We start from the raw sequence: 24,020 nt of genomic DNA, 5'->3' as shown, positions 1-24,020 counted from the left end.
TCACCAGGCGATGCGGGGAGTCAGGCGTCCCGTTCCGGGTCGAGCGGCGCCAGCAGATCGTGCAGCTCCTCGAAGAGGCCCGGGGCCGCGCACAGCGCGAACTCCGGGCTGACCGGCTTGCCGTGCAGGCCTTCGAGCCTGGCCCCCGACTCGGTCGCCACCAGGCCGGCCGCGCCGAAGTCCCACGGGTTGATGCCGCGCTCGTAGTAGGCGTCCACGCGGCCGGCCGCGAGCGAGCACAGGTCGATCGCGCACGAGCCGCCGCGCCTGATGTCGCGCACCCGGGGCAGCACCTCCGCCACCACCTGGCCCTGGACCGCGCGCCTGGCCACCGAGTAGCCGAACCCGGTCGCCACCAGCGCCTGCGCGAGCGGCACGCCCGGGTTGCAGCGCAGCCGCTCACCGCCGAGCCAGGCGCCCTCGCCGAGCGCGGCGGTGTAGACCTCGCCGCGCATGGGCACGTTGACGACCCCGGCCACGACCCGGCCGTCGACCTCGACGGCTATCGACACCGCCCAGTCGGGCAGGCCGTACAGGAAGTTGACGGTGCCGTCGATCGGGTCGACGACCCAGCGCACGTCCGAATCGCCGGGCTCCTCACCCCCTTCCTCGCCGAGGATCCTGTCACCGGGCCTGGCGGCCAGGATGCGCTCGCGGATGAGCTCCTCCGAGGCCGTGTCGAGCGCGGTGACCACGTCGGTGGGGCTGGACTTGGTCTCGACCTCCTCGGACATCGTGGGCCGCTTGGCGAGCAGCATGTCGCCCGCCTCGCGTGCGATGTCCTCGGCCAGTCTCAGGAAATCCGTCATCAGGCCACCGAGTCCGGGCGCTTCCACTCCTGGCCGAGCACGTGCTGGGCCAGGAACGCGAACACGGTCTCGTACCAGGCGACGGCGTTGCCCGGCTTGAGGATCCAGTGGTTCTCGTCGGGGAAGTACAGGAACTTCGACTCGACCTCGGTGCGCCGCAGGTCCCACCAGAGCCGCAGGGCCTCGCCTATCGGCACGCGGTAGTCCTTGTCGCCGTGGATGACGAGGAGCGGCGTGGTGATCTTGTCGAGGGAGTGGTGCGGCGACAGGAGCGAGTACCGCTCGGAGCCGGGCTCGCCGAACTCGCGCTGCCAGTACATGGAGGCGTCGGTGGTGCCGGCGAACTGGTCGAGGTTCCACAGGGAGGCGTGGGTGACGATGGCCTTGTAGCGGTCGCTGTGGCCGGCGAGCCAGTTGGCCATGTAGCCGCCGTACGAGCCGCCCATCGCGCCGATGCGCTCGCTGTCGATGTCGTCCCTGGCCAGGGCCACGTCGACGATCGCGTCGAGGTCGGCCTGGGTGCGCGGGCCCCAGTTGCCCCAGCCGCGGTCGATCATCTCCTGCCCGTAGCCGGTGGACAGGCACGGGTCCGGCATGAGTACGGCGTACCCGCGCTGGGTCATGAGCCACACCTGCCAGCGCCACTGCCAGTCGTTCCACGAGGCGACGGGGCCACCGTGGATCCACAGCAGGAACGGCGCGGGCTGGTCGGCGGAGGCGCCCTCGGGCAGCGCCAGCCAGCCGCGGATCGTGGCGCCGTCGTCGGCGGTGGCGGAGATCTCGGTCAGCGTGCCGGGCACCTCCGGGCGCGGCGCCGGCGAGGGCAGGTCGGTGATCTCGCCGGTGGCGACGTCGATCCTGGCCGGGCCGGGCGCGAGGGCGACGCCGCTGCGCAGGGCGTAGATGAAGTTGCCGTCGGAGGAGACGTTGAGGCCGGCGTAGGCCGCGTCGTCCTGAGTGAGCCTGGTCGCCTCGTCGTGCTCATGGTCGCGCCCGCTTCGCTCCTCGTTGGCTCGTCCCTCGCTCTCTCGTCGCGAGCTCCTGCGCTCGGCCAGCGGGACGCGGAAGACCGGGCGGCGGCCCTGGTGGTCGGCCACGATGTAGACGGCCGAGGAGTCCGGCGCCCACTCGATGTCGGCGGGGAACAGGGCCTCGGGCGCGTACGCGCGGCCCTCGCCGGTGGCCAGGTCGGCGATCCACAGCTCGCTGCGCGCCGAGACGTCCAGCCCGGTGAAGCGCTCGCGCGAGCAGGCGACCTTGGCCCCGTCGGGCGAGATCGCGATGGGGCTCGTGTAGTCGTGACGGTCCTCGGTGAGCACGGTGCGCCGCTCGCCCGTGGCCACGTCGACGGCCACCAGGTCGGTGCGGTACTCGCCCTTCGGCAGATACGTGCGCCAGGTCGTGACGACCGTGGCGCCGTCCGGGGTCAGCTCGAACGCGGCGTCACGCAGCGCCTCGCCCGCGTCGGGGGTGAGGTCGCGCACGTCCTCCAGCCGGTCGGCGCCGAGCCTGGCGGCGAACAGCCTGGTGCGGCCGGGACCGAGGTCGTGGTCCCAGTAGCGGATCGGGTAGCCCTCGTGCAGGACGGCGCTGATCCCGGCGTCCTTGCGGGCCTTGCGCTTGGCCTCCTCGGCCGCCTCCTCGCCGTCGAGCACATCGGCGGAGAACACCACGACGTCACCAGCCGTACGGACCGCGCTGATCCCGCCCGGGCGCGTGGCCACCTGACGGGCCTCACCGCCCGCACGGGGCAGCAGCCAGAGCGAGGGCACCTCGTCGGTGGAGTCCTTGACGGTGGGGTCGGGACGGGCGGAGGTGAACAGCACGTCGCCCGCGTCCGTGAAGACGGCGGCGGACTCGCCCTTCGCCGAGCGGGTCAGCCGGTACGGCTCGCCGTCGACCGGGATCGCCCAGAGCGCGGTGCCGAAGGACTTGCCGTCGGGGTTGAGTGACTGGACCGTCGAGATCAGCCTGGAGCCGTCGGGCGAGAGCCTCAACGAGAGAACCCGGGGGATGGCCACATAGTCGCGTATGTCATTGAATGCGCTCACTCCATCGAACCTACCTGTTCGTGAGGCGGTTCGGTCGCCCGCCTTCCCTCGCGGACAGGACCGCCGATGCTCCCGAATAGGGTGGTCGTGTGGGAGATTACGACGCGTTGCTCGTTCTTTCGTTCGGCGGCCCGGAGGGGCCCGACGACGTGATCCCGTTCCTGGAGAACGTCGTGCGCGGCCGGGGCGTGCCGCGCGAGCGGCTGCTCGAGGTGGCCGAGCACTACCAGAGCTTCGGCGGGGTCAGCCCGATCAACCAGCAGAACCGCGAGCTGGTCGAGGCGTTGCGCCCGGTGGCGGGCGTGCCGGTCTACTGGGGCAACCGCAACTGGCACCCGTTCGGCGAGGACACCGTGCGCCAGATGAAGGCCGACGGGATCAGGAAGGCGGCCGTGTTCGCGACGTCGGCGTTCGCGGGCTACTCGAGCTGCCGGCAGTACTACGAGGACATCGCCAGGATCTCCGTCGAGGGCGGCCCCGAGCTGGTCAAGATGCGGCACTTCGGCGACCACCCTGGGTTCGTGGCCGCGATGGCCGACCACACGCGGGCGGCGCTGGAGCGGCTCGGCCGCGACGACGCCCGGCTGGTGTTCACCGCCCACAGCATCCCCGTCTCCATGGCCGAGACCGCCGGGCCGTCGGGCGGGCTGTACGAGGCGCAGCTCCGCAGGAGCGCCGAGCTGGTCAGCCGGGCGCTCGGCCGCACCGAGCCGTGGGACCTGGTCTGGCAGTCGCGCAGCGGCCCGCCGCAGGTGCCGTGGCTGGAGCCGGACGTCTGCGACTTCCTGCGCAAGACGGAGGCCCGCTCGGTCGTGCTGGTGCCGATCGGGTTCGTCTCCGACCACATGGAGGTCGTCTACGACCTCGACACCGAGGCCAGGCAGGTGGCCGCCGAGCTGGGGCTGCCCATGGAGCGGGCGGCGACGGCGGGCACGCACCCGCGCTTCGTCCAGATGGTGCGCGAGCTGATGGACGAGCCGGAGCCCGTCCCGTGCGCGCTGACCTGCTGCCCCGCGCCCCGCAGGCGTCCTCAGGCGTAGGTGCGGGCGTACGCTTGCGCGATGCCCATGACCTTGTTCACGTAGTCCCACGAGTGGTTGTAGAACCAGATCGCCTTGCGTAACTTCTCGCCGCCCTGGCCCGCGCCGTTGGCGCACAGGTAGTTGGCCGCGCCCGGCACCGCGTCGTACGGGCTCCAGATGTCCCTCTTGCCGTCGCCGTCGCCGTCCACACCGTAGTGCTTCCACGTCGCGGGCATGAACTGCATGGGCCCGAGCGCGCCCGCGCTGGACGGGCCGTTGTTGCGTCCGTGGCTGCTCTCCACCTGCCCGATGGCCGCCAGCACCGTCCACGACAGGCCGGGGCAGCGGGTGGCCGCCGCCTTGTACAGCTCCAGGTAGCTGCCGGGGCGGCCCACGTTCACCGTGGTCTGCGGCTTCTGCTGCTGCTTGGGGGTCTTCTGCTGCTGCTTGGGGGTACGGTGCGCCGCGTCCAGCGCGACGACCTGCGAGCCCTTGCCGAGCAGCTTGCGGACCCCCGCCTCGCCGATCTTGCCGGCCTTGCCGTGCAGCAGCACCGCGACCCCCGGCGCGAACCCCAGCGCCTTGCCCAGCTCCGCGCTGACGAGCCCGTCCACGCCCGTGAGTCCGAGCGTGGCCGAGGCCGCGACGCGCAGCCTGGGCCCGCCGTCCACCTGGTACATGGCGCCCAGGATCATGCCGAACTTGCGCATCGAGCCCGCGTCGGCCACGAGCTCTCCCCTCGCCAGCGCGCTCCACACGGCGGGCTGGTCGGCGACCGGCTGCGGCGTCCAGGAGCGGAAGTCCGCGGGATCGACGGCCAGCAGGTTGAGCGCGGTGCCCGATACCTTGACCGCGCCCGCGTCCACCACGATCACCTTCTGCACGTGCTTGAGCGCGCCCAGGGCGAACCTGGTCTGCTTGGGCACAGAGCCCGCGGCGATGGCCAGCACGCGCGGCGGGGTCGCGGTGACGCCGGGGCCGCCCTTGCCGAACTCCTTGACCGGTTCGGCCGTGGGCACGAGCTGGTCGAGGCGGGGCGCCGGTTGCTGCTGTCGCGGTGTGGTCTGCCTGCGTACGGGTTCCTGTACGGTTCTGACCAGGCCGTCACCCATGATCACGACGATTCCGCCGGCCGCGGCCGTGACCGCGAGCACGGCGATGACCATGAGCATGACCGCGCGAAACGAGGGAAGACCGGACACTCGGGACACGTTAACCCACGCGGCCGATAAATCACTTGCCCTCCGGACATACGGTGCGAAATGGTTAGCTCGCTCAAGTTCGGTAAGGAGGAAATCGCGTGGTCGGGCCTTACCGGGGGTTGTTCGACGGGTCCGGCGTCAAGGGCTTCGTGCTGGCGGGTTTCTTCGGCCGCATGCCGATGTCCATGCAGGGCATCGGGGTCGTCCTGCTGATCTCCACGCTCACCACGTCATACGCCACCGCGGGCGGGGTCGCCGCCATGACCAACGTGGCCTTCGCCGTCGCCGCTCCCCTGTCGAGCCGGCTCGTGGACAGGTTCGGGCAGAGCAAGGTCATCCCGCCGTTCTCCGTCGTCAACGCGCTCGCGCTGCTCTCACTGATGCTCTGCGCCGGGCTCAGGCTGCCCGACTGGACGCTGTACGCCTCCGGCCTGCTCGTCGGCGCCACGTCGATGTCCGTCGGCTCGATGGTGCGGGCCCGCTGGTCGGTCATCCACGGCGGATCGGGCAAGCTGCACACCGCGTTCGCCTTCGAGTCCGTGGTGGACGAAGTGATCTTCGTTACCGGGCCTGCGCTGGTCACGGTGCTGGCCACCGCCGTGAACCCGTACGCGGGACTGGTCGTGGCCCTGCTCTGCATGCTCTTCGGCAGCCTGGCGCTGGCGGCGCAGCGGCGTACCCAGCCGCCCGTGGCGCCGGTCAAGTCGGCGGCCGGCACGCCCATCCTGATCCCCGGCATGGCCCTGCTGGCCTGTGTCGACCTGGCGTTGGGCGCGGTGTTCGGCTCCGTGGACCTGATCACGGTGGCGTTCGCGGAGGAGCACGGCGCGAAGGGGACCGCCGGGTTCCTGCTGGCCGCGTTCGCGGGCGGGTCCATGGTCTCCGGGCTGTGGTTCGGGTCGAGGCACTGGAGGATCTCGCTGCGCGGGCGGTTCATACGCGCGCTCGGGCTGTTCGTGGTGGGGCTGGTGCCGATCATGTTCATCGGCGACACGCTGATGATGGCGGTGGCGCTGTTCCTGGCCGGCTTCGCGATCTCACCGACGCTCATCACGGGCTTCTCGCTGACCGAGCGGCTGGTGCCGCCGTCCCTGCTCACCGAGGGCATGGCGTGGATCTCGACGTCGATCGGGTTCGGCGTGGCGATCGGCGCGTGGGCGGGCGGGCGGCTCACCGAGGCGTTCGGCGCGTCCAACGCGTACGCCTTCTCCTGGGGCTGCGCGCTGCTCGCCGCGGTCGTGGGGGTCGCAGGTTCGGGTTTGCTGAGACTTCCCGAAGCTCCTTCACCCGCGAAGAGCTGATCCGCTACCGTCGGGGACATCCCTCGCAACACCCATCACACTGGAAGCTTTTCTTATGTCCCGACAAATCAGTTCACTTCTAGCTATCGCGGCTGTCTGCGTCACGCTGGCTCCTGCGCCCGCCTTCGCGCAGACGCCCAAGAAGGCGCCCGTCGACTGCGAGCAGGTCAAGTGCATCGCGCTGACCTTCGACGACGGGCCGAGCAAGTACGCAGGAACGCTGCTCGACACGCTGAAGAAGTACGACGCGAAGGCGACGTTCTTCCTCGAGGGCCAGTACGTCAAGAGCCGTCCCGCCTTCGTCAAGCGCATGGCGGCCGAGGGCCACGAGCTCGGCAACCACAGCTACAGCCACCCCGACTTCACCAAGGCCGAGGCCGGGGAGATCAGGAACGAGATCAAGAAGACCCAGGACGCGGTGAAGAAGGCCGCGGGCGTCGAGCCCAAGCTGCTGCGTCCGCCGTACGGGCTCGCCGACCTGCAGGTCTCGGACATCGCCACCGAGTTCGGCATGCCGATGATCCTCTGGACCGGCGGCTCGGAGGACTGGAAGAGCAGGAACGTCGAGGCCATCAAGAAGAAGACCATGGAGGTCGCCCAGCCGGGCGGCATCATCCTGATGCACGACTGGGTGAAGCAGACCGAGGACGCGATGCCGGCCATCATCAAGTCACTGCAGAAGAAGGGCTACCACCTGGTCACGGTCTCCGAGGTGATCAAGGGGCAGAACCTCCAGCCCGGCGACATCTTCCCGGTTCCCGCCGGCTGGCAGAAGTGAGTATCGTTCGCGTCTAGCCGAATGATGCTCTTGAGGGGTGCGCATGGCGTTCGCGAACTGGGCGCGTAACCAGTCATGCAGCCCCGCCGAGGTGCGTACACCCGCCTCGGTCGAGGACGTCGTACGCGCCGTGCGGGACGCCGCCGCCTCCGGGCGGCGGGTCCGCATGGTCGGAACGGGCCACTCCTTCACCGGGGTGGCCCTCACCGACGGCATCATGCTGCGCCCCGGCGCGCTCACCGGCATCAGGTCGTGGGCCGACGACCGCGTGACCGTGCTGGCGGGCACCCCGCTCCGCGTGCTGAACGAGCTGCTCGACGAGCGCGGCCTGGCCCTGGCGAACATGGGCGACATCACCGAGCAGACCGTCGCGGGCGCGATCCAGACCGGCACGCACGGCACCGGGCGCGACAGCGGCGGCCTCGCGGACCAGGTCGCCGAGCTGGAACTCGTGCTGGCCGACGGCTCCGTGGCGACCGCCGGGCCGGGCGACGAACTGTTCGACGCGGCCAGGGTCGGGCTGGGGGCGCTCGGCGTGCTGACGGCCGTCACGTTCCGGGTGGAGCCCGCGTTCCTGCTGCACCACCGGCGGCGCAAACTGCCGCTGGGCGAGATCCTCGGCTCCCTCGACGCGCTGACCGCCGAGAACGAGCACCTCGACTTCTTCTGGCTGCCGCACACCGACGCCTGCCTGGTCAAGACCAACAACCGCAGCGCGGGCCCGGCCCGGCCGCCGAGCGCGTTCAGGCACTGGCTGGACAACGTGTTCCTGGAGAACACCGTCTTCGGCGCGGCCTGCGCCCTCGGGGCCCGCTTCCCCGATCTGATCCCCCAGATCAACGCCGTCAGCGCGGCCGCGCTCGGAGACTCGGAGTCGGCCGACACGTCGTACAAGATCTTCACGGCGCGCCGGGACGTGCGTTTCCTCGAGATGGAGTACGCCGTGCCGCGCGAGCGCCTCGCCCAGGCGCTGCGCGAGACGCGCGACCTGATCGAGCGGATGGACTGGAAGATCACCTTTCCGGTGGAGGTGCGGATCACGCCGCCCAGCGACGCCTGGCTGTCCACCGCGTACGGGCGGCCGTCGGCGTACGTCGCGTGCCACATCTACCGGCCGACGCCCAATCCCGCGTACTTCGAGGGCGTGGAAGAGATCATGACGCGGCTGGACGGGCGGCCGCACTGGGGCAAGCTGCACACCAGGGACGCCTCCTACCTGAGCAAGCTCTATCCCCGCTTCGCGGACTTCACGGCCCTGCGCGACCGGCTCGACCCGGAGCGGCTGTTCGGCAACGACTACCTGGATCGGGTGCTCGGCTGACGCGCGCGGTTCCCTTCCTGCCTTCGGCGGAACCCCGTCCCACGCTCGCCTTCGGTAAAGAAGCTTCCTCGGAAACGTGTCCCGGCATCCCTGCGAGCCGTGTGACGGGCATCCTCGTAACTCGTGCCCCGACGACTCGGCCTGCCCTCCGTGTACCTCGCCGCGGCCGTGGCCACGGCCGCCACGACCGCCGTACCTCTCTCGATGACGCCCGCCTCAGGGCTCGCCCTGCGCCCCGCCCCCATGGAGCCGACGCGTCCCTACATCGTCACAGCGCGCAGCCGGGTGGCCGCCCGCGATCTCGTCGGCGAGGTGAGATGGCGGGTACGGCGCTTCTACACCGCGGCGCTGCCCGGATTCGCCACCTTCCTCACCGCCGCCGAACTGGCCGAGCTCCGGGCCGACCCGCGGGTGCGCGCGATCGAACCCGACCGCCAGCTCCGCCCCGCGCCCGCCGGGAAGTCCCGCCCGCTCCCCCGCTCGGCCGCCACCACCTTCTACGTCGTGGACAGCGGCGTGGACGCGGGCAGGGCCGAGTTCGGCGACCGGGCCTGGCGCGCCTTCGACGCCACCGGCGGCGCCGGGCACGACTGCCTCGGCCACGGCACGGAGGTCGCCCGGCGCGTCCACGCCGCGGCGCCCAGGGCCAGGATCGCGTCGGTACGGGTGCTCGGCTGCGGCGGCTCGGGCGCCCTGGCCGATGTCCTGGCCGGACTGGAGTGGATCCACAGGCATGCCCGCGGCCCCTCCATCGCCAGCCTGTCCCTCGAGGGCGCCGGCTCCCCCGCGCTCGACGCGGCCGTACGGTCGCTGGTGCGATCCGGCGTGTCCGTCATGCGGGGCGGCGCGATTCGCCAGAACCCGTCGGCGGCCTCTAGCCTCCAGATACGCAACGGCGGGCTCTAGAGTGATGGACCTCACAAATGTGACCGGCGTCACACCGTCCCGGGAGTATCCCAGGAAGGCGATGTTCGGACATGCCGGGTACGGTGCTGGCAGGCAACCGGCACACGCGAGAGACTCAAGGGTCCGGGGGAAGAATGGCGACGCTGACGAAGGGACTCGCATGCAGGAGCTCCGACTCGTCGCGGTGAGTGAGGACGGCACCTACCTCGTGCTGGCTACTGCCGGGCGAGGTACGCGCTTCACGCTTCCCGTGGACGACCGGCTCCGTGCTGCCGTCCGCGGCAACTTCTCCCGTCTCGGCCAGTACGAGATCGAAGTGGAGAGTCCGTTGCGCCCCAAGGAGATCCAGGCACGCATCCGCGCCGGAGAGACGGCGGAGGAGATAGCCGCGACCGCCGGGATCCCGGTCGAGCGTGTCCGCTGGTTCGAGGGTCCGGTGCTGCAGGAGCGGGAGTACGTCGCCCAGCAGGCGCAACGCGTCGCCGTACGGATGCCTGGGGAGTCGGCGCCCGGGCCCACCCTCGGCGATCTCGTCGCGGAGCGGCTGACCAGGCGTGGCGTGCCCACAGACGAGATCGACTGGGACTCCGCCAAGCGCGACGACGGGCTGTGGCGGGTCAAGCTCGGCTACGTGTGGAACGGTCACACGCGCCACGCCGAGTGGCTCTTCGACCCGCGCAAGCGGCACGTGACGCCCCACGACGACGAGGCCATGCGGCTGTCCTCTGCCGACTTCGACCCCGAGCCGCCGGTGGTGGAGGACACCACGGTGACGCCGTTCATGCCGCGGGTGGCCAAGCTGCAGCCGGTGCCGCCGCTCACCTCCGTCCCTTCGGTGGTGCGGCGCGAGGCCGCCGAAGAGCCTGCCGTCGGCTACAACCCGCCGCCCAGGTCGCAGGAGCCTTCCTACGGCCGTGCCCAGGACACGTCGCCTCCCTTCGACCGCGCCGCTCCCCCGCGCGACCCTGACGACGCCAGAGAGGCGTCCTTCGACGTGCCTGACTCCGATTTCCTCGAGGATGCGGGCGCGCGCCAGGACTCCACGCCCCCGCGGCGTGACCCCTCCAGGGAGGCGGGGCCGCGGCATGAGCCGCCGTCGCGCGAGCCCTTCCGCCCGGAGTCTCCTGCGCGTGAGACCGGCTATGCCCGCCCCGGCGACACCTCGTCCCGCCGCGGCGGGCCTTCGCCGTGGCTGCCCGACTTCGGCCCCGGCCGTCCCGCCGAGCGCGACACGGACCCGATCTACGCCCCCGCCACCAACCCGGCGCCCACGTCCCCGTCTCCGTCCTCGTTCCCGGACTCCCGCACGGCTGCGCCGCCCACCGCCGAGGAACCGCCGTCCCGGGAGCCTGCCGCCGCCCACGACCAGGGTCCGGCCCGGGACCAGGCTCTGGCGCAGGTGCAGGGTGCCGCGTCCACGCAGCCTCCTGCCCAGAACCAGCCCGCCGCCCAGACCCAACCCACCGCCCAGGCGCAGCCCACCCCGGAGACGCAGCCCACCGCTGCCCAGCCCGCCGCGCAGGCTCAGCCCGCCGCGCAGGTGGAGCCGACCTCGCAGACGCAGGGCCAGGCCGTCGCCCAGGGGCAGCCGACCGCCACGACCGCGTCGCCCGCTGGGCCCGAAGCCACGGCGCAGGCACCCACTGAGGTGGAACCCCCCGCTCAACCGGAGGTTGCCGCCCAGGCGCCCGCTCAACCGGAGGTTGCCGCCCAGGCGCCCGCTCAACCGGAGGTTGCCGCCCAGGCGCCCGCCCAACCGGAGATCGCCGCCCAGGCGCCCGCCCAACCGGAGATCGCCGCCCAGCCACCCGCTCAGCCGGAGCAGGTGGCGCAGGCGCCGGTTACGGTGGGCTCGCCTTCCCCGGTGGAGTCGCCCTCCACACCGGAGCCGATCACCGAGTCCGCCGCCACGCCCATCGCCGTGTCCGGTGACGCCATGGGGCCGGACTCCACGACAGCGTCCAACGCCGCGACGCCCGCATCGGTGGAAACGAGCACGGCGACAACGGCCACCGCGGAAGCCGGCACGCCCGACGCCTCGGACACCAAGGCGCCTGCCAGCGCGGACACCGCGTCGCCCACTGCCGTGGACGCCCAGACTCCCGGCGCCGCGGACGCTCAGGCGTCCGGAGTCGTGGAGGCCGAACCGGCCAAGGCAGCGGAGGTCGTGGCGGAAGCGGTTTCTCCTGAGCCGGTCGTGACCGCGACGGAGGAGAAGGCTGCGGCCCAGGCCGTACCGGACGCCGAGCCGCAGCCGGAAAGCGCCGCGCAGCCCGCTTCGCCGCAGGCCGAGGGCGCCGCGCAGCAAGCCGCGCCGGATCCGGAGAGCAGCACCGCCCAGCCCGCCGCGGCGAAGGCCGAAAGCGCCCAGCAGTCAGCGCCCGAGTCCGAGAGCGCCACCCGGCCCGCCACGCCGGAGACTCCGCGGGCCGAGGCCGAGAAGTCCGCTCAGGAGGCCGAGCCTACGCACAAGGCCGAACCTGCGCACAAGGCCGAGGTAACCCAGGAGGCAGAGCCTGCGCAGGACGCCAAGTCCGCACAGGACGCCAAGCCTGTGCAGGACGCCAAGCCTGTGCAGGAGGCCGAGGCAGTCGAGGAGGCCAAGCCCCCGGCGCCCGCTCCCAAGCCCAAGCCCGCGGTCCCGGCGGCCCGTTCAGGCAAGACGGAGGCCAAGGAGGAGCCGCCCGTGCCCGTGCCGTCGCCGCCGCCCGCCCCGGCCGCCCGCCAGGCGCGCAAGGGCTCGAGGGGACGCAGGGCTTCGGTCCCGACCTGGGACGAGATCATGTTCGGCGCCCGCCGCCAGGACTGACCGCACCGGCGCACGACGATCGCCAGGTCGCGCCGCCGGAACTGGACCACGTCGGCCCCGGCGGCCCGCGGCGATCGTCAGAACGCGCCGCCAGAGGGATCAGCTCACCGACGCCCAGTGGCCGAGGGTCAAGCCTGCGGGTGGCATTTGGGATTCGGGGAGGGGTCAGCCTGCTGGCGGCGTTCGTGACACGAAGGCTGGTCAGCCTGCCGGGCGACGTCGATGGACCCGGGGTGGGTCAGCCGGTGGGTGGCGTCGGGGGTTCGAGGAAGGGGGCGAGCCACTCCGGCGTCACCTCGGCCGGAAATGCCGCCCCCTGGGCCTCCGACACGTCGATCGCCGAGTAGCCGCCCTTGCCCGCCCCGACGCCGGCGATCAGGGTGAGCACCCCGGCTCGCCGCTGGAACCACGTCTGGCGCAGCCGCCATCCCACCACGGCCCGGCGTTCGATCACTGCCTGGGAACGCCGCAACGACCCCGAGCGCACCGCCAGCCGTACCCCGTCGTAGCCGTGCCCCAGCGACGCGTACCGGTCGAGCCCGAGCGGAACCCCGGCGCCGGCCAGCAGCAGCGTCACCACCAGCAGGACCCACCACAGCGTCAGCCCCGTGGCCCAGACCGCCGCGGCGCTCGCCACCGCCAGGGCGGTCCAGGGGGCGACGGCGCGGAACAGGCGGCGGTTGCGCGCCACGGGCGGATGCGGGCGGAGAGGTGCCCGGTAGGGGCCGATGGCGTCCGCGGTCACCTGGTGCGCCACTGGCCGGGGCACAACGGGCAGCAGCTGCCCGCGCGTCTCGGAGTCCCCCAGCCCCGTCACGATGGCCCAGACACGTACGACCCCCGCCCACCGTTCGGCGAGCCCGTCCACGATCTCGTAGCCGCGCACCCGGGCGGACTCCAGCGACACGCTGCGCCGGTTGATCAGCCCACGCTCCGCCACCAGGTAGCCGTCGCGGCGCTTGAGCTGGAAGTCCCAGTTGAAGACCGCGTACATCAGCCCGCCCACGAACGGCATCGCCACCACGAGCAGCAGCACCGCGACCAGCAGCAGATAGGGATGGCCCCATAGCCACTCCCCGGCGCTCCAGGCGGCGTCCAGGTCGAGCCCCAGCTCGTCGCCCCACTGGAACACCAGCCCCACGGCGCCGCCGGCGAGCGCGAAGGGGGTGAGCAGGTACGCGCCCGACAGCGGCCCGTACAGCAGCCACCTCCGCGGCACGCCGATGATCACCCGCTCCCGGGGCCCCGCCATGTCGGGCACGTGCACCTCGGGACGGGCCGAGCGCCGCAGGAGCACCGATTTGAGCCGTTCGGCCTCCTCCAGCGTGACGCCGTCGAGCTCGGCCTCCTCGTCGTCGCCGCTCGCCCCTGTGTCGATCTTGAGTACGGCCAGGCCGAGCAGCCGGTGCATGGGAGGCGTGGACACGTCGACGCCGCGGATCCGCTCCAGCGGGATGGTGCGGACGGAGCGGCTGATCAGCGACCGCTTGGTCTCCAGCCGGTCGCCGGCGATCTCGTAGGTGAAGGTGGCCCACCTGACGACGGCGAACACCACGGTGCCTGCCACGCCGAGCGCCGCCCATGCGTACGACCTGGCCGAGAACCCGCCCACGAAGAGCACGCCGACGAGGGGCAGCAGGAGCGAGGGCAGCATGCGTACGGGGTCGATGAGCAGCACTTTCGGGTGCAGCCGCTGCGGAGGACCGCCCCGAGGCGGGGCGTCGCCCCGCGGGCCGGGACCGGCTTGGGGGGCGCCGTCGCCTCGGGGAGGGACGGGGCCGGCTTGGGGGTCACCGTCACCCTGGGGCGGGACGGGGCCGGTCATGTGGCGTCGTCCCTGAGTGCTTCCGCGCGGTGCGCGAGCTGCTCGGCCAGGCCCGCGGCGACGCGGTAGTCGAGGCCCTTGATCGTCGAGGACCCGGCGTGGGACGCGGTGCGGATCTCCAGCGTGGCCAGCCCGAGCATCCGTTCGAACCACCCTTGCGCCTTGTCGACCGTCTGGATGCGGCTCACAGGCACGAACACCCATTCCCTGGTCAGGAACCCCGACCTGGCGTAGACGACGTCCCCAGAGAGCTCCCAGCGATGCACGGCGTACCGTACGAAGGGCTCGGCGACCAGGAACGGCCCCGTCAGGACCACGACCGCGGCAGGCAGCGCCCAGGAGTGGTCCGCGAACCAGCCGGGCACCCACGACCACCCGCTCCCGCCGACCCATCGCGCCACCAGGAGCGAGCCGCCCAGGAAGAACACGAACGCGACCAGCGACTCGAGCAACCACAGGCGGACGGCCTTGGGCGAGACGCGATTCGCCGGATCACGCAGCGGGCCAGTTGACGTCACAAGGCCAGCTTAGGACGCGAACCGCCGAAGGTGATCTGTCACCGCCGCCGCCGAGATCCGCCGCGACGCTCGGCGTGTCTGCCGCCGCCCTGCTCGGCCTCGGTGCGATGCTCGATGGCGGCCGGCCGTAGGCTGTCGAGCTTGGCCATGTCGGCGGCGCCACGTACGTGCCAGCCAGGCCCGGCCAGCGCAGGACCGCACCGGAGCGCAAGCGCCTCACGCACGTGGCAGCCGCCGCCCCTCTCACGCGACGTGGCAGCCACCGTCCTCCTCACGCGACGTCGCAGCCGCCGCGCCCCTCCCGGAGCGCCTTCCGAGCGCCGAAATCACCGCCTGTGCCTACATCCCGGAACTGATCCGGCGCACCTGATTTTTGCGGGCGCCGTCGAAAGGGCGCGACCGACACCAAGGTCCGTTTTGTTGGATCACCGTACGAGATCCCGCCAGAAGTCCGGCCGCGGGGAACCAGCAGGCCAGAAAGGGTCCCGGCGTACGAGGCCGTTCCGCTCCCCCTGCGCCGGCAAGGGGCGCGCCTGTGTCGAAGGTCACTACTCGGATCCCGCGATTCTGCCTCGTTTCGGATCCTTTACCGAGCACCGACCATCGAGAAACGGTCTGCGCACCGCCGGGAGCCGCGTAGCATCATCCGGCATGGGGCTGTGTAACGCGGCATCACGCATGCGACGCATCGCCGTCAGTGTGACGGTGGTGGCCGCCGCGCTCGCCTTGTCGGGTTGCGGCAGCCTCATCGGCAGATCTCAGGCCATGGACATCGCGGAGATCAACGTCTCGAGCCCGGAGTTGCGCGAGGGCAAGCCGCTGCCCGCCGAATACTCCTGCCGGGGCGACCAGGGCAGCCCTCCGCTGCGCTGGTCGAGTCAGCCACTGTCCGAGGCCAAGTCGATCGCCATCGTGGTCGATTCACAAGCAACGTCGGATTCGGCCGTGCACTGGGTGCTCTACAACATCCCGGCGACCACGACCGAGCTGGGACCCAACGCCGCGGCCGACCCCCCTCCGGGATCCGGCCAGGCGAGGGTGACAAGCGGCAAGGTGGGCTACGACCCTCCGTGCAAGAGCGGCATCTACCGCTTCACCGTCTACACGCTGAAGGACAAGGTCGTCGTCCCGAAGGATGGCGGGCTCCCCGACATCCTCAGGGACATCGCCGACAAGACCATCGCCCGGGGCAGACTCACGGCGGTCGACATCCAGTGAGGGCCCGAACACAGCAGGTAATACGGTGTACCAATTCTTCACGTAGGGTGTGACAACGCTCATAGTGGTCCGACACAATCAGATCCAATTGTTAGGCACTGGTGATCAAAGGGGGCAGGTCGCGTCGATGGCCGCGCGATCTCACCGGCGCCGAAGGGAGGCCATGGCTTTGAGGGTGGTGCAATGACTGCGGTTGTCGTGAGCTTGGTCGCCGTCGTGCTCCTCGTGCTCGTCGTCGTGGCACTGGGCATGCGTTCGATGAGCCGCCGGGAGAGCTCTCTCCCTCCGGAACGGCTGAAGGAGATGGCCGAGAAGGAGGAGAGGACCCAGACGCGGTCCACTGACGAGTTCGCCTCGCACGAGCCGCGCATGGCCAACTTCAGCCCCGACTTCAGCCCTATCGACCAGCCCAAGCAGCCCAAACCGGTGCGCACCGGTCAGCGTGGCAGGCGTGGCGTCGACGAGTGGGGCAACCCGACCTCCGACGACGAGGACGAGGAGTTCTGGGCCAACATCCGCAGCGATGCGGAAGAGGGCGGTTTCGGTGCGGGTGGCACCGTGGCGGCCAGGAAGGGCGCCTCCCGCCCCGTCGAGCGCGAACGGCCCGCCGAGCGTCCCGCCGCCGAGCAGCCCGCTGCCGAGCGTCCCGCCCCCAAGCGCCGGGCACGCACCGCCCAGCCGCAGCCCGCGGCCGCCGCCGCGGACCCCAACGCGACCACCGTCCAGTCCCCCCTGCCGCAGCGCCAGCCGGCCGCCGCGGCGGCCAACCTCGCCGACCTGGTTGAGCCTGCCAAGCGCCCCGCTCCGCCCCAGGCCGAGCTGGCGGACCAGCGTACGATGACGTTCGCGGCGCCGACGAGCGACGTGATGAGCATCCTCGGCGCGGGCGCCCAGCCGGTGCCCTCCACCCGCCCCGACTCCCTGTCCTCCAACGGGACCGGCAACGGCACGGGCTCCTTCCCGGCCACTCCCGCCGCGAGCGGCTCCTACCCCGCGACCCCCGCGACCCAGCCCAACCCCCTGAGCACGCCGAGCGGGAGCGGCTCGTACGGCAGCGGCTCCTATCCCGCGACCCCCGCGGCCAACACCAGCGGCTCCTTCCCCGCCCAGCCCGCCCCCATCCACGGCGCGCCCACGAGCGACCCGTTCCCCGCCTACACCAACGCGGCCGAGACCACCTGGACCAACCCGCCCGCGACGCCGTCGTCGTCCGGCTCCTGGCCCGCCCAGCCCGACATCCTCGACGACCCCTCCCCCGGCTCGGGAAGCTCCTGGCCCGCCTTCGAGGAGCCCGCCGCGCGCTCGTCGTACCCGGCCTCGTACGAAGTGCGCTCCGGCTGGGCGGTCGCCGACGACAGCGACCCGCTCACCGGCCCCTCCCCCGCCACCGGCGCCCCGACCGCGCCCAGCAGGGCGGTCTCGTCCTACGACGACGCACTGTCGGCCCCCGCGCCGAAGCCGTCCTCGTTCGCGTACGAGACCGGCGACATCACCACCTTCGCGTACGAGACCGGCGACGTCACCACCAGCCCCGCCGCCGCCTGGCCGGAGCCGCCGTCGAGCGCGACCCAATGGCCGACGTACGGCTCCCAGAACGGCAACGGCAACGGCGGCAACCACCGCCGCTCGTCCGACCAGGACCATCCCCACGACTACTACCGGTGATCTCAGGCGCCCATTAATGGGTAAAACCCGCGTGACACACCCTTAAAGCGGGGTCGACGGAGCAATAGGGTTTGCTCCATGATCCCCGACACGAAGAGTAACTGGCTGGGCACGCTCAGACATGACGTGCCCGCCTCGCTCGTGGTTTTCCTCGTCGCGGTGCCCCTCTCGCTCGGCATCGCGATGGCCTCGGGCGCCCCGCTGGCCGCGGGGCTGATCGCCGCCGTGGTGGGCGGGATCGTGGCGGGCTCGCTGGGCGGCTCCGCCGTGCAGGTGAGCGGGCCCGCCGCCGGTTTGTCGCTGGTGGTCGTGGATCTCGTGCAGACGTACGGGTGGCGGGCCACCTGCATGATCACGCTGCTGGCGGGAGCCGTGCAGCTGCTGCTCGGCGTGGTCAAGGCGGCCAGGGCGGCGCTCGCCGTCTCGCCGGCGGTCATCCACGGGATGCTGGCGGCCGTCGGCGTGATCATCGCGCTCGCCCAGCTCCACGTGGTGCTCGGCGGCAGCTCGCAGCGCTCGGCCGTGGCGAACCTGATCGAGCTGCCCGGCCAGATCGCCGACCTCCACGGGCACAAGGTCGCCGTCGGCGTGCTCACGATCACCGTGCTGGCGTTGTGGACGCGGGTGCCCAAGCAGATCAAGGCCGTGCCCGCGCCGCTGGTGGCGCTGCTCGCGGCGGCGGTCACGGCGTGGGTGTTCAACTGGGACGTCACGCGCGTGGACCTGTCGGAAAGCGTCGTGCTGTGGGCGTTCCCCGTGCTGCCGCACGGCGACTGGCACCTGGTCGTGGGGGCGGTGCTGCTGGTGGCGCTGCTGGCCGGGTGCGAGTCGCTGCTGTGCTGCGTGGCGGTCGAGGGGCAGCACGCCGGCCGCCGCGCCGATCTCGACCAGGAGCTGACCGGCCAGGGCGTCGCGAACATGGTCAGCGGCGCGCTCGGCGGCCTGCCGGTGGCCGGCGTGATCGTGCGCAGCAGCACGAACGTGCAGGCGGGCGCGCGTACCCGCTGGTCGACGATCCTGCACGGGGTGTGGGTGCTGGTGTTCGCGATCGGGTTCGGCTGGACGATCAAGCTGATCCCGCTGGAGGCGCTGGCGGGGTTGCTGGTGTTCATCGGCGTCCAGATGGTGAACCTGGGTCACATCAGGAAGGTGCACGGCCACGGCGAGGTGCCCGTGTACGTGGTGACGATGCTCGCCGTGATCCTGCTCGGGCTCGCCGAGGGTGTGCTGGCCGGGCTGGCGCTGGCCGCGCTCCTCGCGCTGCGCCGCCTGACCTGGGTCACCGTGCTGAAGCGGGAGGACCGCGACGGCCGGCTGCACGTGACGATCTCCGGCTCGCTCACGTTCCTGGGTGTGCCCAGGCTGACGCACGAGCTGCGCGCCATCGCCCACGGCGCCGCCGTGGACCTCGACCTGAACACCGACTTCATGGACAACGCCGCCTTCGAGGCCATCCACTCCTGGCGGCTCGACCACGAGCGCATGGGCGGCACGGTCGACATCGACGAGCTGCACGACGAGTGGTACTCGCTGGCGGCCAGCGGGGCGCGCATGTTCCCCGTCAAGTCACCGCCCAAGGCGCCGGACCGCTGGTGGCTGCCGTGGGCGCACCGGCGCCGCCGTCCCCCTGCCACGCCGGGCTCCGCCGGGGCGGAGTGCCAGCTGACGGCGGGGGCGCGGGAGTTCCACCGGCGTACGGCGCCGCTGGTCCGGCCCATCTTCACCGAGCTGGCCCGCAAGCAGCAGCCGTCGCACCTGTTCATCACCTGCGCGGACTCCAGGATCGTGCCCAGTCTGATCACCGCGAGCGGCCCCGGTGACCTGTTCACCGTGCGCAACATCGGCAACCTGGTGCCGCGAAGAGGCTCCGAGCCGCACGACGACTCGGTGGTGGCGGCGATCGAGTACGCCACGCAGGTCCTGGGCGTGCACACGATCACGGTGTGCGGCCATTCGGGGTGCGGCGCGATGGCGGGGGTGCTCAGCGGAGGCGTGCAGGCAGGCAGCCTGCCGGGGCTGAGACGGTGGCTGCGGCACGGAAACCACAGTCTGGCCAGGTTCATCGAGACCGAGGGCGATCGCCTGCACAGCGGCGCTCTGGACGTGCTGTGCCGGGTCAACGTGCAGCAGCAGCTGGAGAACCTGCGCACCTACCGCAAGGTCGACGAGCAGGTGCGGGCCGGGAAGCTGGAACTGGTGGGGCTCTTCTTCGACATCGGCTCGGCGAGGGTGCACATGGTGCCGCCGCTGCGCCCCACGCACTCAGCTCTGCGTGAAGATGGCCGATCGCAGGCCGAAGATGGGCGAACAATGAGTGCGTGAAACTTCTCATCATTGGTGGTTCGGGGTTCCTGGGGCGTGCCGTCGTCGTCGAGGCGCTGGCCCGGGGGCATGAGGTGACGACGTTCAACAGGGGGCGGAGCGGGGCCGACGTGCCCGGCGCCGAGGTCGTGCGCGGCGACCGGGAGGTGCGCGCGGACCTCGATCGGCTGGTCACCGGCCGGTCGTGGGACGCCGTGGTCGACACGTCCGGCTACGTGCCGCGGGTCGTGGGCGAGTCGGCGCGGGCACTGTCCGGGCACGCCGGTACGTACGCCTTCGTCTCCAGCGTCTCGGCCATCGACGGCTTTCCCGGCAATCCGGCCACCGAGGATACGCCCGGTTGGCCGTGCGCGCCCGACGCCGGGCCTGACGACGGCGGTTACGGCGTGCTGAAGGCGGGGTGCGAACGGGCGGTCCAGCAGGGGTTCGAGGGAAATGCGCTAATTGTCCGGCCCGGCCTGATCCTGGGGCCGCACGAAAACGTGGCCAGGCTGCCGTGGTGGCTGAGCAGGATCGCGCGCGGCGGCCGGGTCCTCGCACCCGGCGACCCGGACACGCCGATGCAGCTCGTGGACGCGCGTGACGTGGCGATCTTCACCCTCGACCAGGCGGAGCGCGGCACGTCCGACACCTTCCTCGTGACGGGGCCTGCGGGCAACACCACCTATGGCGAGTGGCTCGGCCTCTGCAAGGAGGTGACGGGGGCGGACGCGGAGTTCGTGTGGATGGACAGCCGGTTCCTGGTGGAGCAGGGGGCGGGGACGTTCGTGGAGCTGCCGCTGTGGGGCGGGCCGCCGTCCGCGGAGATCGACAACTTCTGGAGCGTGCCGACGGCCAGGGCGCGGGCGGCGGGGCTGCGCACCCGTCCGGTTGCTGAGATCGTGCGCGACACGTGGGCGTGGCTCCGCGAGATACCGGAGGAGCAGCGCGTTTACGGCGTCAAGACCCAGCACGGGATGGCGCCGGAGAAGGAGGCCGCGATCCTCGCGGCATGGGCGGCCCGTTCTGCGTAACCCTCCGCAGACGCGGTGCCCGGGGGCGGGTTGGTTTCGCGGGCGCCGTGTCCGGGGCGGGTTGGTTTCGCGGGCGCCGTGCCCTGTGAGAAGGCGACGCACGTCGAAGGCCGGGACTTGCTCGATGGATGCAGATCGCGGACAAGGCGACGCGCATCCATCGGCGGCGGCAGAACACTGAGCGCCCCGCGTCGAGCCGGGCCGGCTCCGCCGCCATGGGCCTCGCAGGCGCCCCGGACCCGGTGACCGGCAAGCCGGGGCCGGGGCGGAAGTCGCGACGACGTGCCGGGGACCTTACCCGTCAGGCATGCAGCGATCGTCGCACGGCGGCGTCCACCAGCTCGTGGATCTCCTGCTCGGTGAAGATGTCGGGCAGTGTCAGCCGCTCCACGATGAGCCAGTTCAGCGTGAGGTAGAGGAGCACCACCGAGGTCGAGTCGCCGGGCAGGCCCGAAGTGGCGTGGTAGCCGATGTTGGCGTCGATGTCCTCGCGGATGCGCTTGGTCAGCACGGCGCGCAGCTCGGGGCGCCGGGTGGACTCCAGCCGGAGCTCGAGCAGGGCCAGGTAGCCGGAGTTGAAGGCGGAGACCCGGTCCACCAGTTCGTGCATGAGCTCGGCATAGCGGGTTTCGTTCTGTACGCCCTCCCGGTTGCGGGCGATCGTGGCCTCGTCGGGCAGCAACCGCTCATAGATGCGTCCGCCGACCTGGGTGAACAGGTCGTCGCGGTTGGCGAAGTAGTTGGAGGCCGTGCCCGGGGGCACAGCAGCCTCCGCATCGACGGCCCGGAAGGTCAGCCCCCGCGCTCCCTCCCTGGCCAGCACCTCGATGGCCGCGTCGATCAGTGCCTGCCGCCGCTCGGGATTCCGCCGCATCTTGACATCACTCCATTTGTAGTACTACGTTTAGACCACTTCAAACAGAGTACTACATCGGGAGTTGATCGGTATGCGCAAGCTCGTCTACTACGTCGGCGTCTCGCTCGACGGCTACATCGCGGGCCCCAACGCCGAGTTCGACTTCTACCCCGTGTCGGACCAGATGGCCGCCTGGATCAACACCCGCTACCCCGAGACGCTCCCCACCCACATCCGCAAACTCGTCGGCCTCGACGGCGTGCCCAACAAGGTCTTCGACACCCTGGTGATGGGCCGCGGCACCTACGAGCCGGCCCTGGACGTCCCCACCACCAGCCCCTACTCCCACCTGCGCCAGTACGTCGTCTCCAGCACCCTGACGATCGACGACCCCACGGTGCAGGTGGAGACCGGCGACCCGATCGAGCTCATCCGGCGGCTGAAGGCCGAGGACACCGGCATGGACATCTACCTCTGCGGCGGCGGCAAACTCGCCGCCTCCCTGCTCCCGGAGATCGACGAGATCATCCTCAAGAGCTACCCCGTGGTGGCGGGCACGGGCATCCCCATGTTCTCCGGACAGTTCCGCCCCACCCTGTTCACCCCCACCCGGCGCGAGTCCTTCGGCAACGGCGCCCAGGTCACCTGGCTCACCAGGGCCTAGAACCGCAAGGAGGAAGCATGCATATCAAACTCCCCACCTCGATCACCCAGGCCAAGACCGACCACCAGGCCCGATCGACACACCGGTACGAACACCCGGCGCGCGACCTCAAGCCCACCGGCCGGAGCAACCTCTCCCGCCGCCCGACCGCCGCCCCCCGCCGCAGCGGGTATTGAGCGGGCCGGGACGCAGGGTGAGGACGCCGGTCCCGACCCGACCACCACGGCGCCGATGATCGCGGAGCCGACCGGCTTGACGGAGCGGCCGCGGCGGCCGATCGTCAGCAGCGTCCCCTACGACATGATCCAGCAGACGGCAGAGGCCCGCGCCGAGGAGCGCCGGGCCTGGGAGCATCCCAGGCGGCCGGTGCCGGGCCCGCTCTGCACGCCCGCGAAGGAAATGATCAAAGGCGAATGAAGGAGACGCCATGGCAACGACACGCGACGCCGGAACCAACCACGAGGCGGTGCAGCGCGTACTGGAGGACGCGGTGTCTTCGGGCGCGACGCCGGGCATCGTGACCGAGATCTGGAAGGGCGACTCCCACTGGTTCGCGTCTGCCGGCAAAGCCGACATCAGCACCGGCCGCGAGCGCGCCCGAGAGGAGTTGTTCCGTATCGGCAGTGCCGCCAAGGCATTCACCGCCACCACCGTGCTGAAATTGGTCGGTGAAGGCGTGCTCAGCCTCGACGATACGGTGGACAAGTGGCTGCCCGGCTTACTCGATGACAGTCACTATGACGGCGACAAGATCACGTTGCGGCGGTTGCTGAACCAGACCAGCGGCATCTTCAACTTCTCCATGGACCCGGAGTTCTACGCCGGCGGCCAAGGCGAGGCATGGTACGAACGCCGGTTCAAGGTCTTCACGCCCGAAGAACTGGTGCGGATCGCCCTACGGCATCCGCCCTACAACGCGCCCGGCGCGGCATTCCGGTACTCCAACACGCAGTACTACCTGGCCGCGATGATGGTGGAGAAGGCCACCGGCGAATCGTACGGCGATGTGCTTGATCAGCTCGTTCTGCGGCCGCTCGACCTGGCCGGGACTTTACTGCCCACCACGCAGACGGTCATCCCCGGACCGCATCCGGTGCACTACTCCCGGCTGGAATTGCACGACCCGGCGGCACCGCTGCGCGACGCGACCGAGTCGAACGAGACCACCGCCTGGAGCGCGGGCGGGATGATCTCCTCGACCGGAGACCTGCTCACGTTCTTCTCGGCGCTGCTCTCAGGTCGGATCCTCAAGCCGGCGCAGATGGAGGAGATGTTCACGACCGTGTCGACCGACGGCGCCGGATGGCTGCCCAACACCCGCTACGGGCTCGGTGTGTGGGTCGAGCAGAAGCTCGAGAGCGGCGTGCACGTGTGGGGCAACGGCGGCGCGGACTACGGCACGTTCACCCTCGTCATGGGCAGCCGCGACGGCACGCACCTGGTCGCCAGCCACGTGAACACCGACTGGTCCGCACAAGCCTATGCGGCATTCCTGGCCATCCTCGACATCGAGTTCGGCAGTGACGGGGACGCCGATTGACCGCGGCGCCCGACAGCGAGACCACGGCGCATGTACCCGCCGGGGCCTCAGGACGGCCACGGCCGGCATGGTCAAGGTCGGCGCTGTGGCGGGCGATCGGCGGCGCGTCGGGCCTGGCCGCCGCCAACCGGAGACTCGGGCTGCGCAACACGACGCCCGGCTTGGGGCGCGACCACGACGAGCGCCGCCGACCAGGTGCG

At 71.2% G+C, this 24,020-nt stretch carries 21 protein-coding genes; 14 read left to right on the top strand and 7 right to left on the bottom strand.

Annotated features, from left to right (window positions below; genetic code table 11):
- Positions 1-20: 20 nt before the first annotated feature.
- Positions 21-809, bottom strand: a complete 789-nt coding sequence (locus ABN273_RS25440) for an inositol monophosphatase family protein (RefSeq protein WP_349451510.1) — start codon at positions 807-809, stop codon at positions 21-23.
- Positions 809-2,860: a S9 family peptidase gene (locus ABN273_RS25435; RefSeq protein WP_349451509.1), complete on the bottom strand. Its 2,052-nt coding sequence runs from the start codon at positions 2,858-2,860 to the stop codon at positions 809-811. The genes ABN273_RS25440 and ABN273_RS25435 overlap by 1 nt, the downstream gene beginning before the upstream one ends.
- Positions 2,861-2,949: 89 nt before the next feature.
- On the opposite strand from ABN273_RS25435, the gene ABN273_RS25430 reads away from it, so the two are divergent.
- The gene (locus ABN273_RS25430; protein ID WP_349451508.1) at positions 2,950-3,900 is read left to right on the top strand and encodes a ferrochelatase; all 951 of its coding nucleotides are present in this window, start codon (positions 2,950-2,952) and stop codon (positions 3,898-3,900) included.
- On the opposite strand, the gene ABN273_RS25425 is transcribed toward ABN273_RS25430, so the two are convergent.
- Positions 3,891-5,084, bottom strand: coding sequence for a lytic transglycosylase domain-containing protein (locus tag ABN273_RS25425; protein WP_349451507.1), 1,194 nt, complete (start codon positions 5,082-5,084; stop codon positions 3,891-3,893). The genes ABN273_RS25430 and ABN273_RS25425 overlap by 10 nt on opposite strands.
- Before the next feature lie 98 nt (positions 5,085-5,182).
- Here ABN273_RS25425 and ABN273_RS25420 point away from each other — a divergent pair, with 98 nt between their 5' ends.
- The 5 genes from ABN273_RS25420 to sepH all read left to right on the top strand — a co-directional run bounded on the left by ABN273_RS25420 (position 5,183) and on the right by sepH (position 12,199).
- Positions 5,183-6,385: an MFS transporter gene (locus ABN273_RS25420; RefSeq protein WP_349451506.1), complete on the top strand. Its 1,203-nt coding sequence runs from the start codon at positions 5,183-5,185 to the stop codon at positions 6,383-6,385.
- 55 nt (positions 6,386-6,440) lie between these two features.
- Positions 6,441-7,163: a polysaccharide deacetylase family protein gene (locus ABN273_RS25415; protein WP_349451505.1), complete on the top strand. Its 723-nt coding sequence runs from the start codon at positions 6,441-6,443 to the stop codon at positions 7,161-7,163.
- 43 nt (positions 7,164-7,206) lie between these two features.
- Positions 7,207-8,484, top strand: a complete 1,278-nt coding sequence (locus ABN273_RS25410; RefSeq protein WP_349451504.1) for a D-arabinono-1,4-lactone oxidase — start codon at positions 7,207-7,209, stop codon at positions 8,482-8,484.
- 123 nt (positions 8,485-8,607) lie between these two features.
- A complete protein-coding gene (locus ABN273_RS25405) occupies positions 8,608-9,390 on the top strand; it encodes a S8 family serine peptidase (protein WP_349451503.1) in 783 nt (260 codons plus the stop codon).
- 160 nt (positions 9,391-9,550) lie between these two features.
- On the top strand, positions 9,551-12,199 hold the full coding sequence (gene sepH, locus ABN273_RS25400) for a septation protein SepH (protein ID WP_349451502.1): 2,649 nt from the start codon (positions 9,551-9,553) through the stop codon (positions 12,197-12,199).
- A gap of 238 nt (positions 12,200-12,437) precedes the next feature.
- Here sepH and ABN273_RS25395 read toward each other — a convergent pair whose 3' ends face one another.
- The 3 genes from ABN273_RS25395 to ABN273_RS25385 are packed head-to-tail and all read right to left on the bottom strand — an operon-like array spanning position 12,438 to position 14,805.
- On the bottom strand, positions 12,438-14,024 hold the full coding sequence (locus tag ABN273_RS25395) for a PH domain-containing protein (RefSeq protein WP_349451501.1): 1,587 nt from the start codon (positions 14,022-14,024) through the stop codon (positions 12,438-12,440).
- Positions 14,021-14,542: a PH domain-containing protein gene (locus tag ABN273_RS25390; protein ID WP_349451500.1), complete on the bottom strand. Its 522-nt coding sequence runs from the start codon at positions 14,540-14,542 to the stop codon at positions 14,021-14,023. Before ABN273_RS25390 ends, ABN273_RS25395 begins: the two co-directional genes overlap by 4 nt.
- A 38-nt stretch (positions 14,543-14,580) precedes the next feature.
- Positions 14,581-14,805, bottom strand: coding sequence for a hypothetical protein (locus tag ABN273_RS25385; RefSeq protein ID WP_349451499.1), 225 nt, complete (start codon positions 14,803-14,805; stop codon positions 14,581-14,583).
- A 415-nt stretch (positions 14,806-15,220) separates the two neighbouring features.
- Here ABN273_RS25385 and ABN273_RS25380 point away from each other — a divergent pair, with 415 nt between their 5' ends.
- The 4 genes from ABN273_RS25380 (at position 15,221) to ABN273_RS25365 (ending at position 20,760) form a co-directional block, all read left to right on the top strand.
- Complete coding sequence (locus tag ABN273_RS25380; RefSeq protein WP_349451498.1) at positions 15,221-15,760, top strand: YbhB/YbcL family Raf kinase inhibitor-like protein; 540 nt, start codon at positions 15,221-15,223, stop codon at positions 15,758-15,760.
- A 183-nt stretch (positions 15,761-15,943) separates the two neighbouring features.
- Positions 15,944-17,425 (top strand): hypothetical protein, encoded by a 1,482-nt coding sequence (locus ABN273_RS25375; protein WP_349451497.1) that lies wholly within the window; start codon positions 15,944-15,946, stop codon positions 17,423-17,425.
- A gap of 78 nt (positions 17,426-17,503) precedes the next feature.
- Positions 17,504-19,747, top strand: coding sequence for a SulP family inorganic anion transporter (locus tag ABN273_RS25370; protein ID WP_349451496.1), 2,244 nt, complete (start codon positions 17,504-17,506; stop codon positions 19,745-19,747).
- A complete protein-coding gene (locus ABN273_RS25365) occupies positions 19,744-20,760 on the top strand; it encodes an NAD-dependent epimerase/dehydratase family protein (RefSeq protein WP_349451495.1) in 1,017 nt (338 codons plus the stop codon). The genes ABN273_RS25370 and ABN273_RS25365 overlap by 4 nt, the downstream gene beginning before the upstream one ends.
- A gap of 301 nt (positions 20,761-21,061) precedes the next feature.
- On the opposite strand, the gene ABN273_RS25360 is transcribed toward ABN273_RS25365, so the two are convergent.
- Entirely contained in the window at positions 21,062-21,634 is a 573-nt protein-coding gene (locus ABN273_RS25360; protein WP_349451494.1) for a TetR/AcrR family transcriptional regulator, read from the bottom strand.
- 73 nt (positions 21,635-21,707) lie between these two features.
- On the opposite strand from ABN273_RS25360, the gene ABN273_RS25355 reads away from it, so the two are divergent.
- The 4 genes from ABN273_RS25355 to ABN273_RS25340 are packed head-to-tail and all read left to right on the top strand — an operon-like array spanning position 21,708 to position 23,820.
- Complete coding sequence (locus ABN273_RS25355) at positions 21,708-22,280, top strand: dihydrofolate reductase family protein (protein ID WP_349451493.1); 573 nt, start codon at positions 21,708-21,710, stop codon at positions 22,278-22,280.
- Positions 22,281-22,297: 17 nt separating this feature from the next.
- Positions 22,298-22,456 (top strand): hypothetical protein, encoded by a 159-nt coding sequence (locus tag ABN273_RS25350; RefSeq protein WP_349451492.1) that lies wholly within the window; start codon positions 22,298-22,300, stop codon positions 22,454-22,456.
- 55 nt (positions 22,457-22,511) lie between these two features.
- Positions 22,512-22,697, top strand: a complete 186-nt coding sequence (locus tag ABN273_RS25345) for a hypothetical protein (protein ID WP_349451491.1) — start codon at positions 22,512-22,514, stop codon at positions 22,695-22,697.
- A gap of 10 nt (positions 22,698-22,707) precedes the next feature.
- Positions 22,708-23,820, top strand: a complete 1,113-nt coding sequence (locus tag ABN273_RS25340; RefSeq protein ID WP_349451490.1) for a serine hydrolase domain-containing protein — start codon at positions 22,708-22,710, stop codon at positions 23,818-23,820.
- The last annotated feature ends 200 nt before the right edge of the window (positions 23,821-24,020 follow it).

The sequence above is a fragment of the Nonomuraea sp. B19D2 genome (genome assembly GCF_040137845.1).
GTDB lineage: Bacteria > Actinomycetota > Actinomycetes > Streptosporangiales > Streptosporangiaceae > Nonomuraea.
This window is presented reverse-complemented; position numbering and strand designations above follow the sequence as displayed.

Excerpts from the sequence above, each read along its gene's own strand:
- ABN273_RS25340 (WP_349451490.1), top strand. The coding sequence starts at position 22,708 with ATGGCAACGACACGCGACGCCGGAACCAACCACGAGGCGGTGCAGCGC.
- sepH (WP_349451502.1), top strand. The coding sequence starts at position 9,551 with ATGCAGGAGCTCCGACTCGTCGCGGTGAGTGAGGACGGCACCTACCTC.
- ABN273_RS25345 (WP_349451491.1), top strand. The coding sequence starts at position 22,512 with ATGATCGCGGAGCCGACCGGCTTGACGGAGCGGCCGCGGCGGCCGATC.
- ABN273_RS25380 (WP_349451498.1), top strand. The coding sequence starts at position 15,221 with ATGCGACGCATCGCCGTCAGTGTGACGGTGGTGGCCGCCGCGCTCGCC.
- ABN273_RS25410 (WP_349451504.1), top strand. The coding sequence starts at position 7,207 with ATGGCGTTCGCGAACTGGGCGCGTAACCAGTCATGCAGCCCCGCCGAG.
- ABN273_RS25360 (WP_349451494.1), bottom strand. The coding sequence starts at position 21,634 with ATGCGGCGGAATCCCGAGCGGCGGCAGGCACTGATCGACGCGGCCATC.
- ABN273_RS25375 (WP_349451497.1), top strand. The coding sequence starts at position 15,944 with ATGACTGCGGTTGTCGTGAGCTTGGTCGCCGTCGTGCTCCTCGTGCTC.
- ABN273_RS25350 (WP_349451492.1), top strand. The coding sequence starts at position 22,298 with ATGCATATCAAACTCCCCACCTCGATCACCCAGGCCAAGACCGACCAC.
- ABN273_RS25440 (WP_349451510.1), bottom strand. The coding sequence starts at position 809 with ATGACGGATTTCCTGAGACTGGCCGAGGACATCGCACGCGAGGCGGGC.
- ABN273_RS25370 (WP_349451496.1), top strand. The coding sequence starts at position 17,504 with ATGATCCCCGACACGAAGAGTAACTGGCTGGGCACGCTCAGACATGAC.
- ABN273_RS25415 (WP_349451505.1), top strand. The coding sequence starts at position 6,441 with ATGTCCCGACAAATCAGTTCACTTCTAGCTATCGCGGCTGTCTGCGTC.
- ABN273_RS25395 (WP_349451501.1), bottom strand. The coding sequence starts at position 14,024 with ATGACCGGCCCCGTCCCGCCCCAGGGTGACGGTGACCCCCAAGCCGGC.
- ABN273_RS25355 (WP_349451493.1), top strand. The coding sequence starts at position 21,708 with ATGCGCAAGCTCGTCTACTACGTCGGCGTCTCGCTCGACGGCTACATC.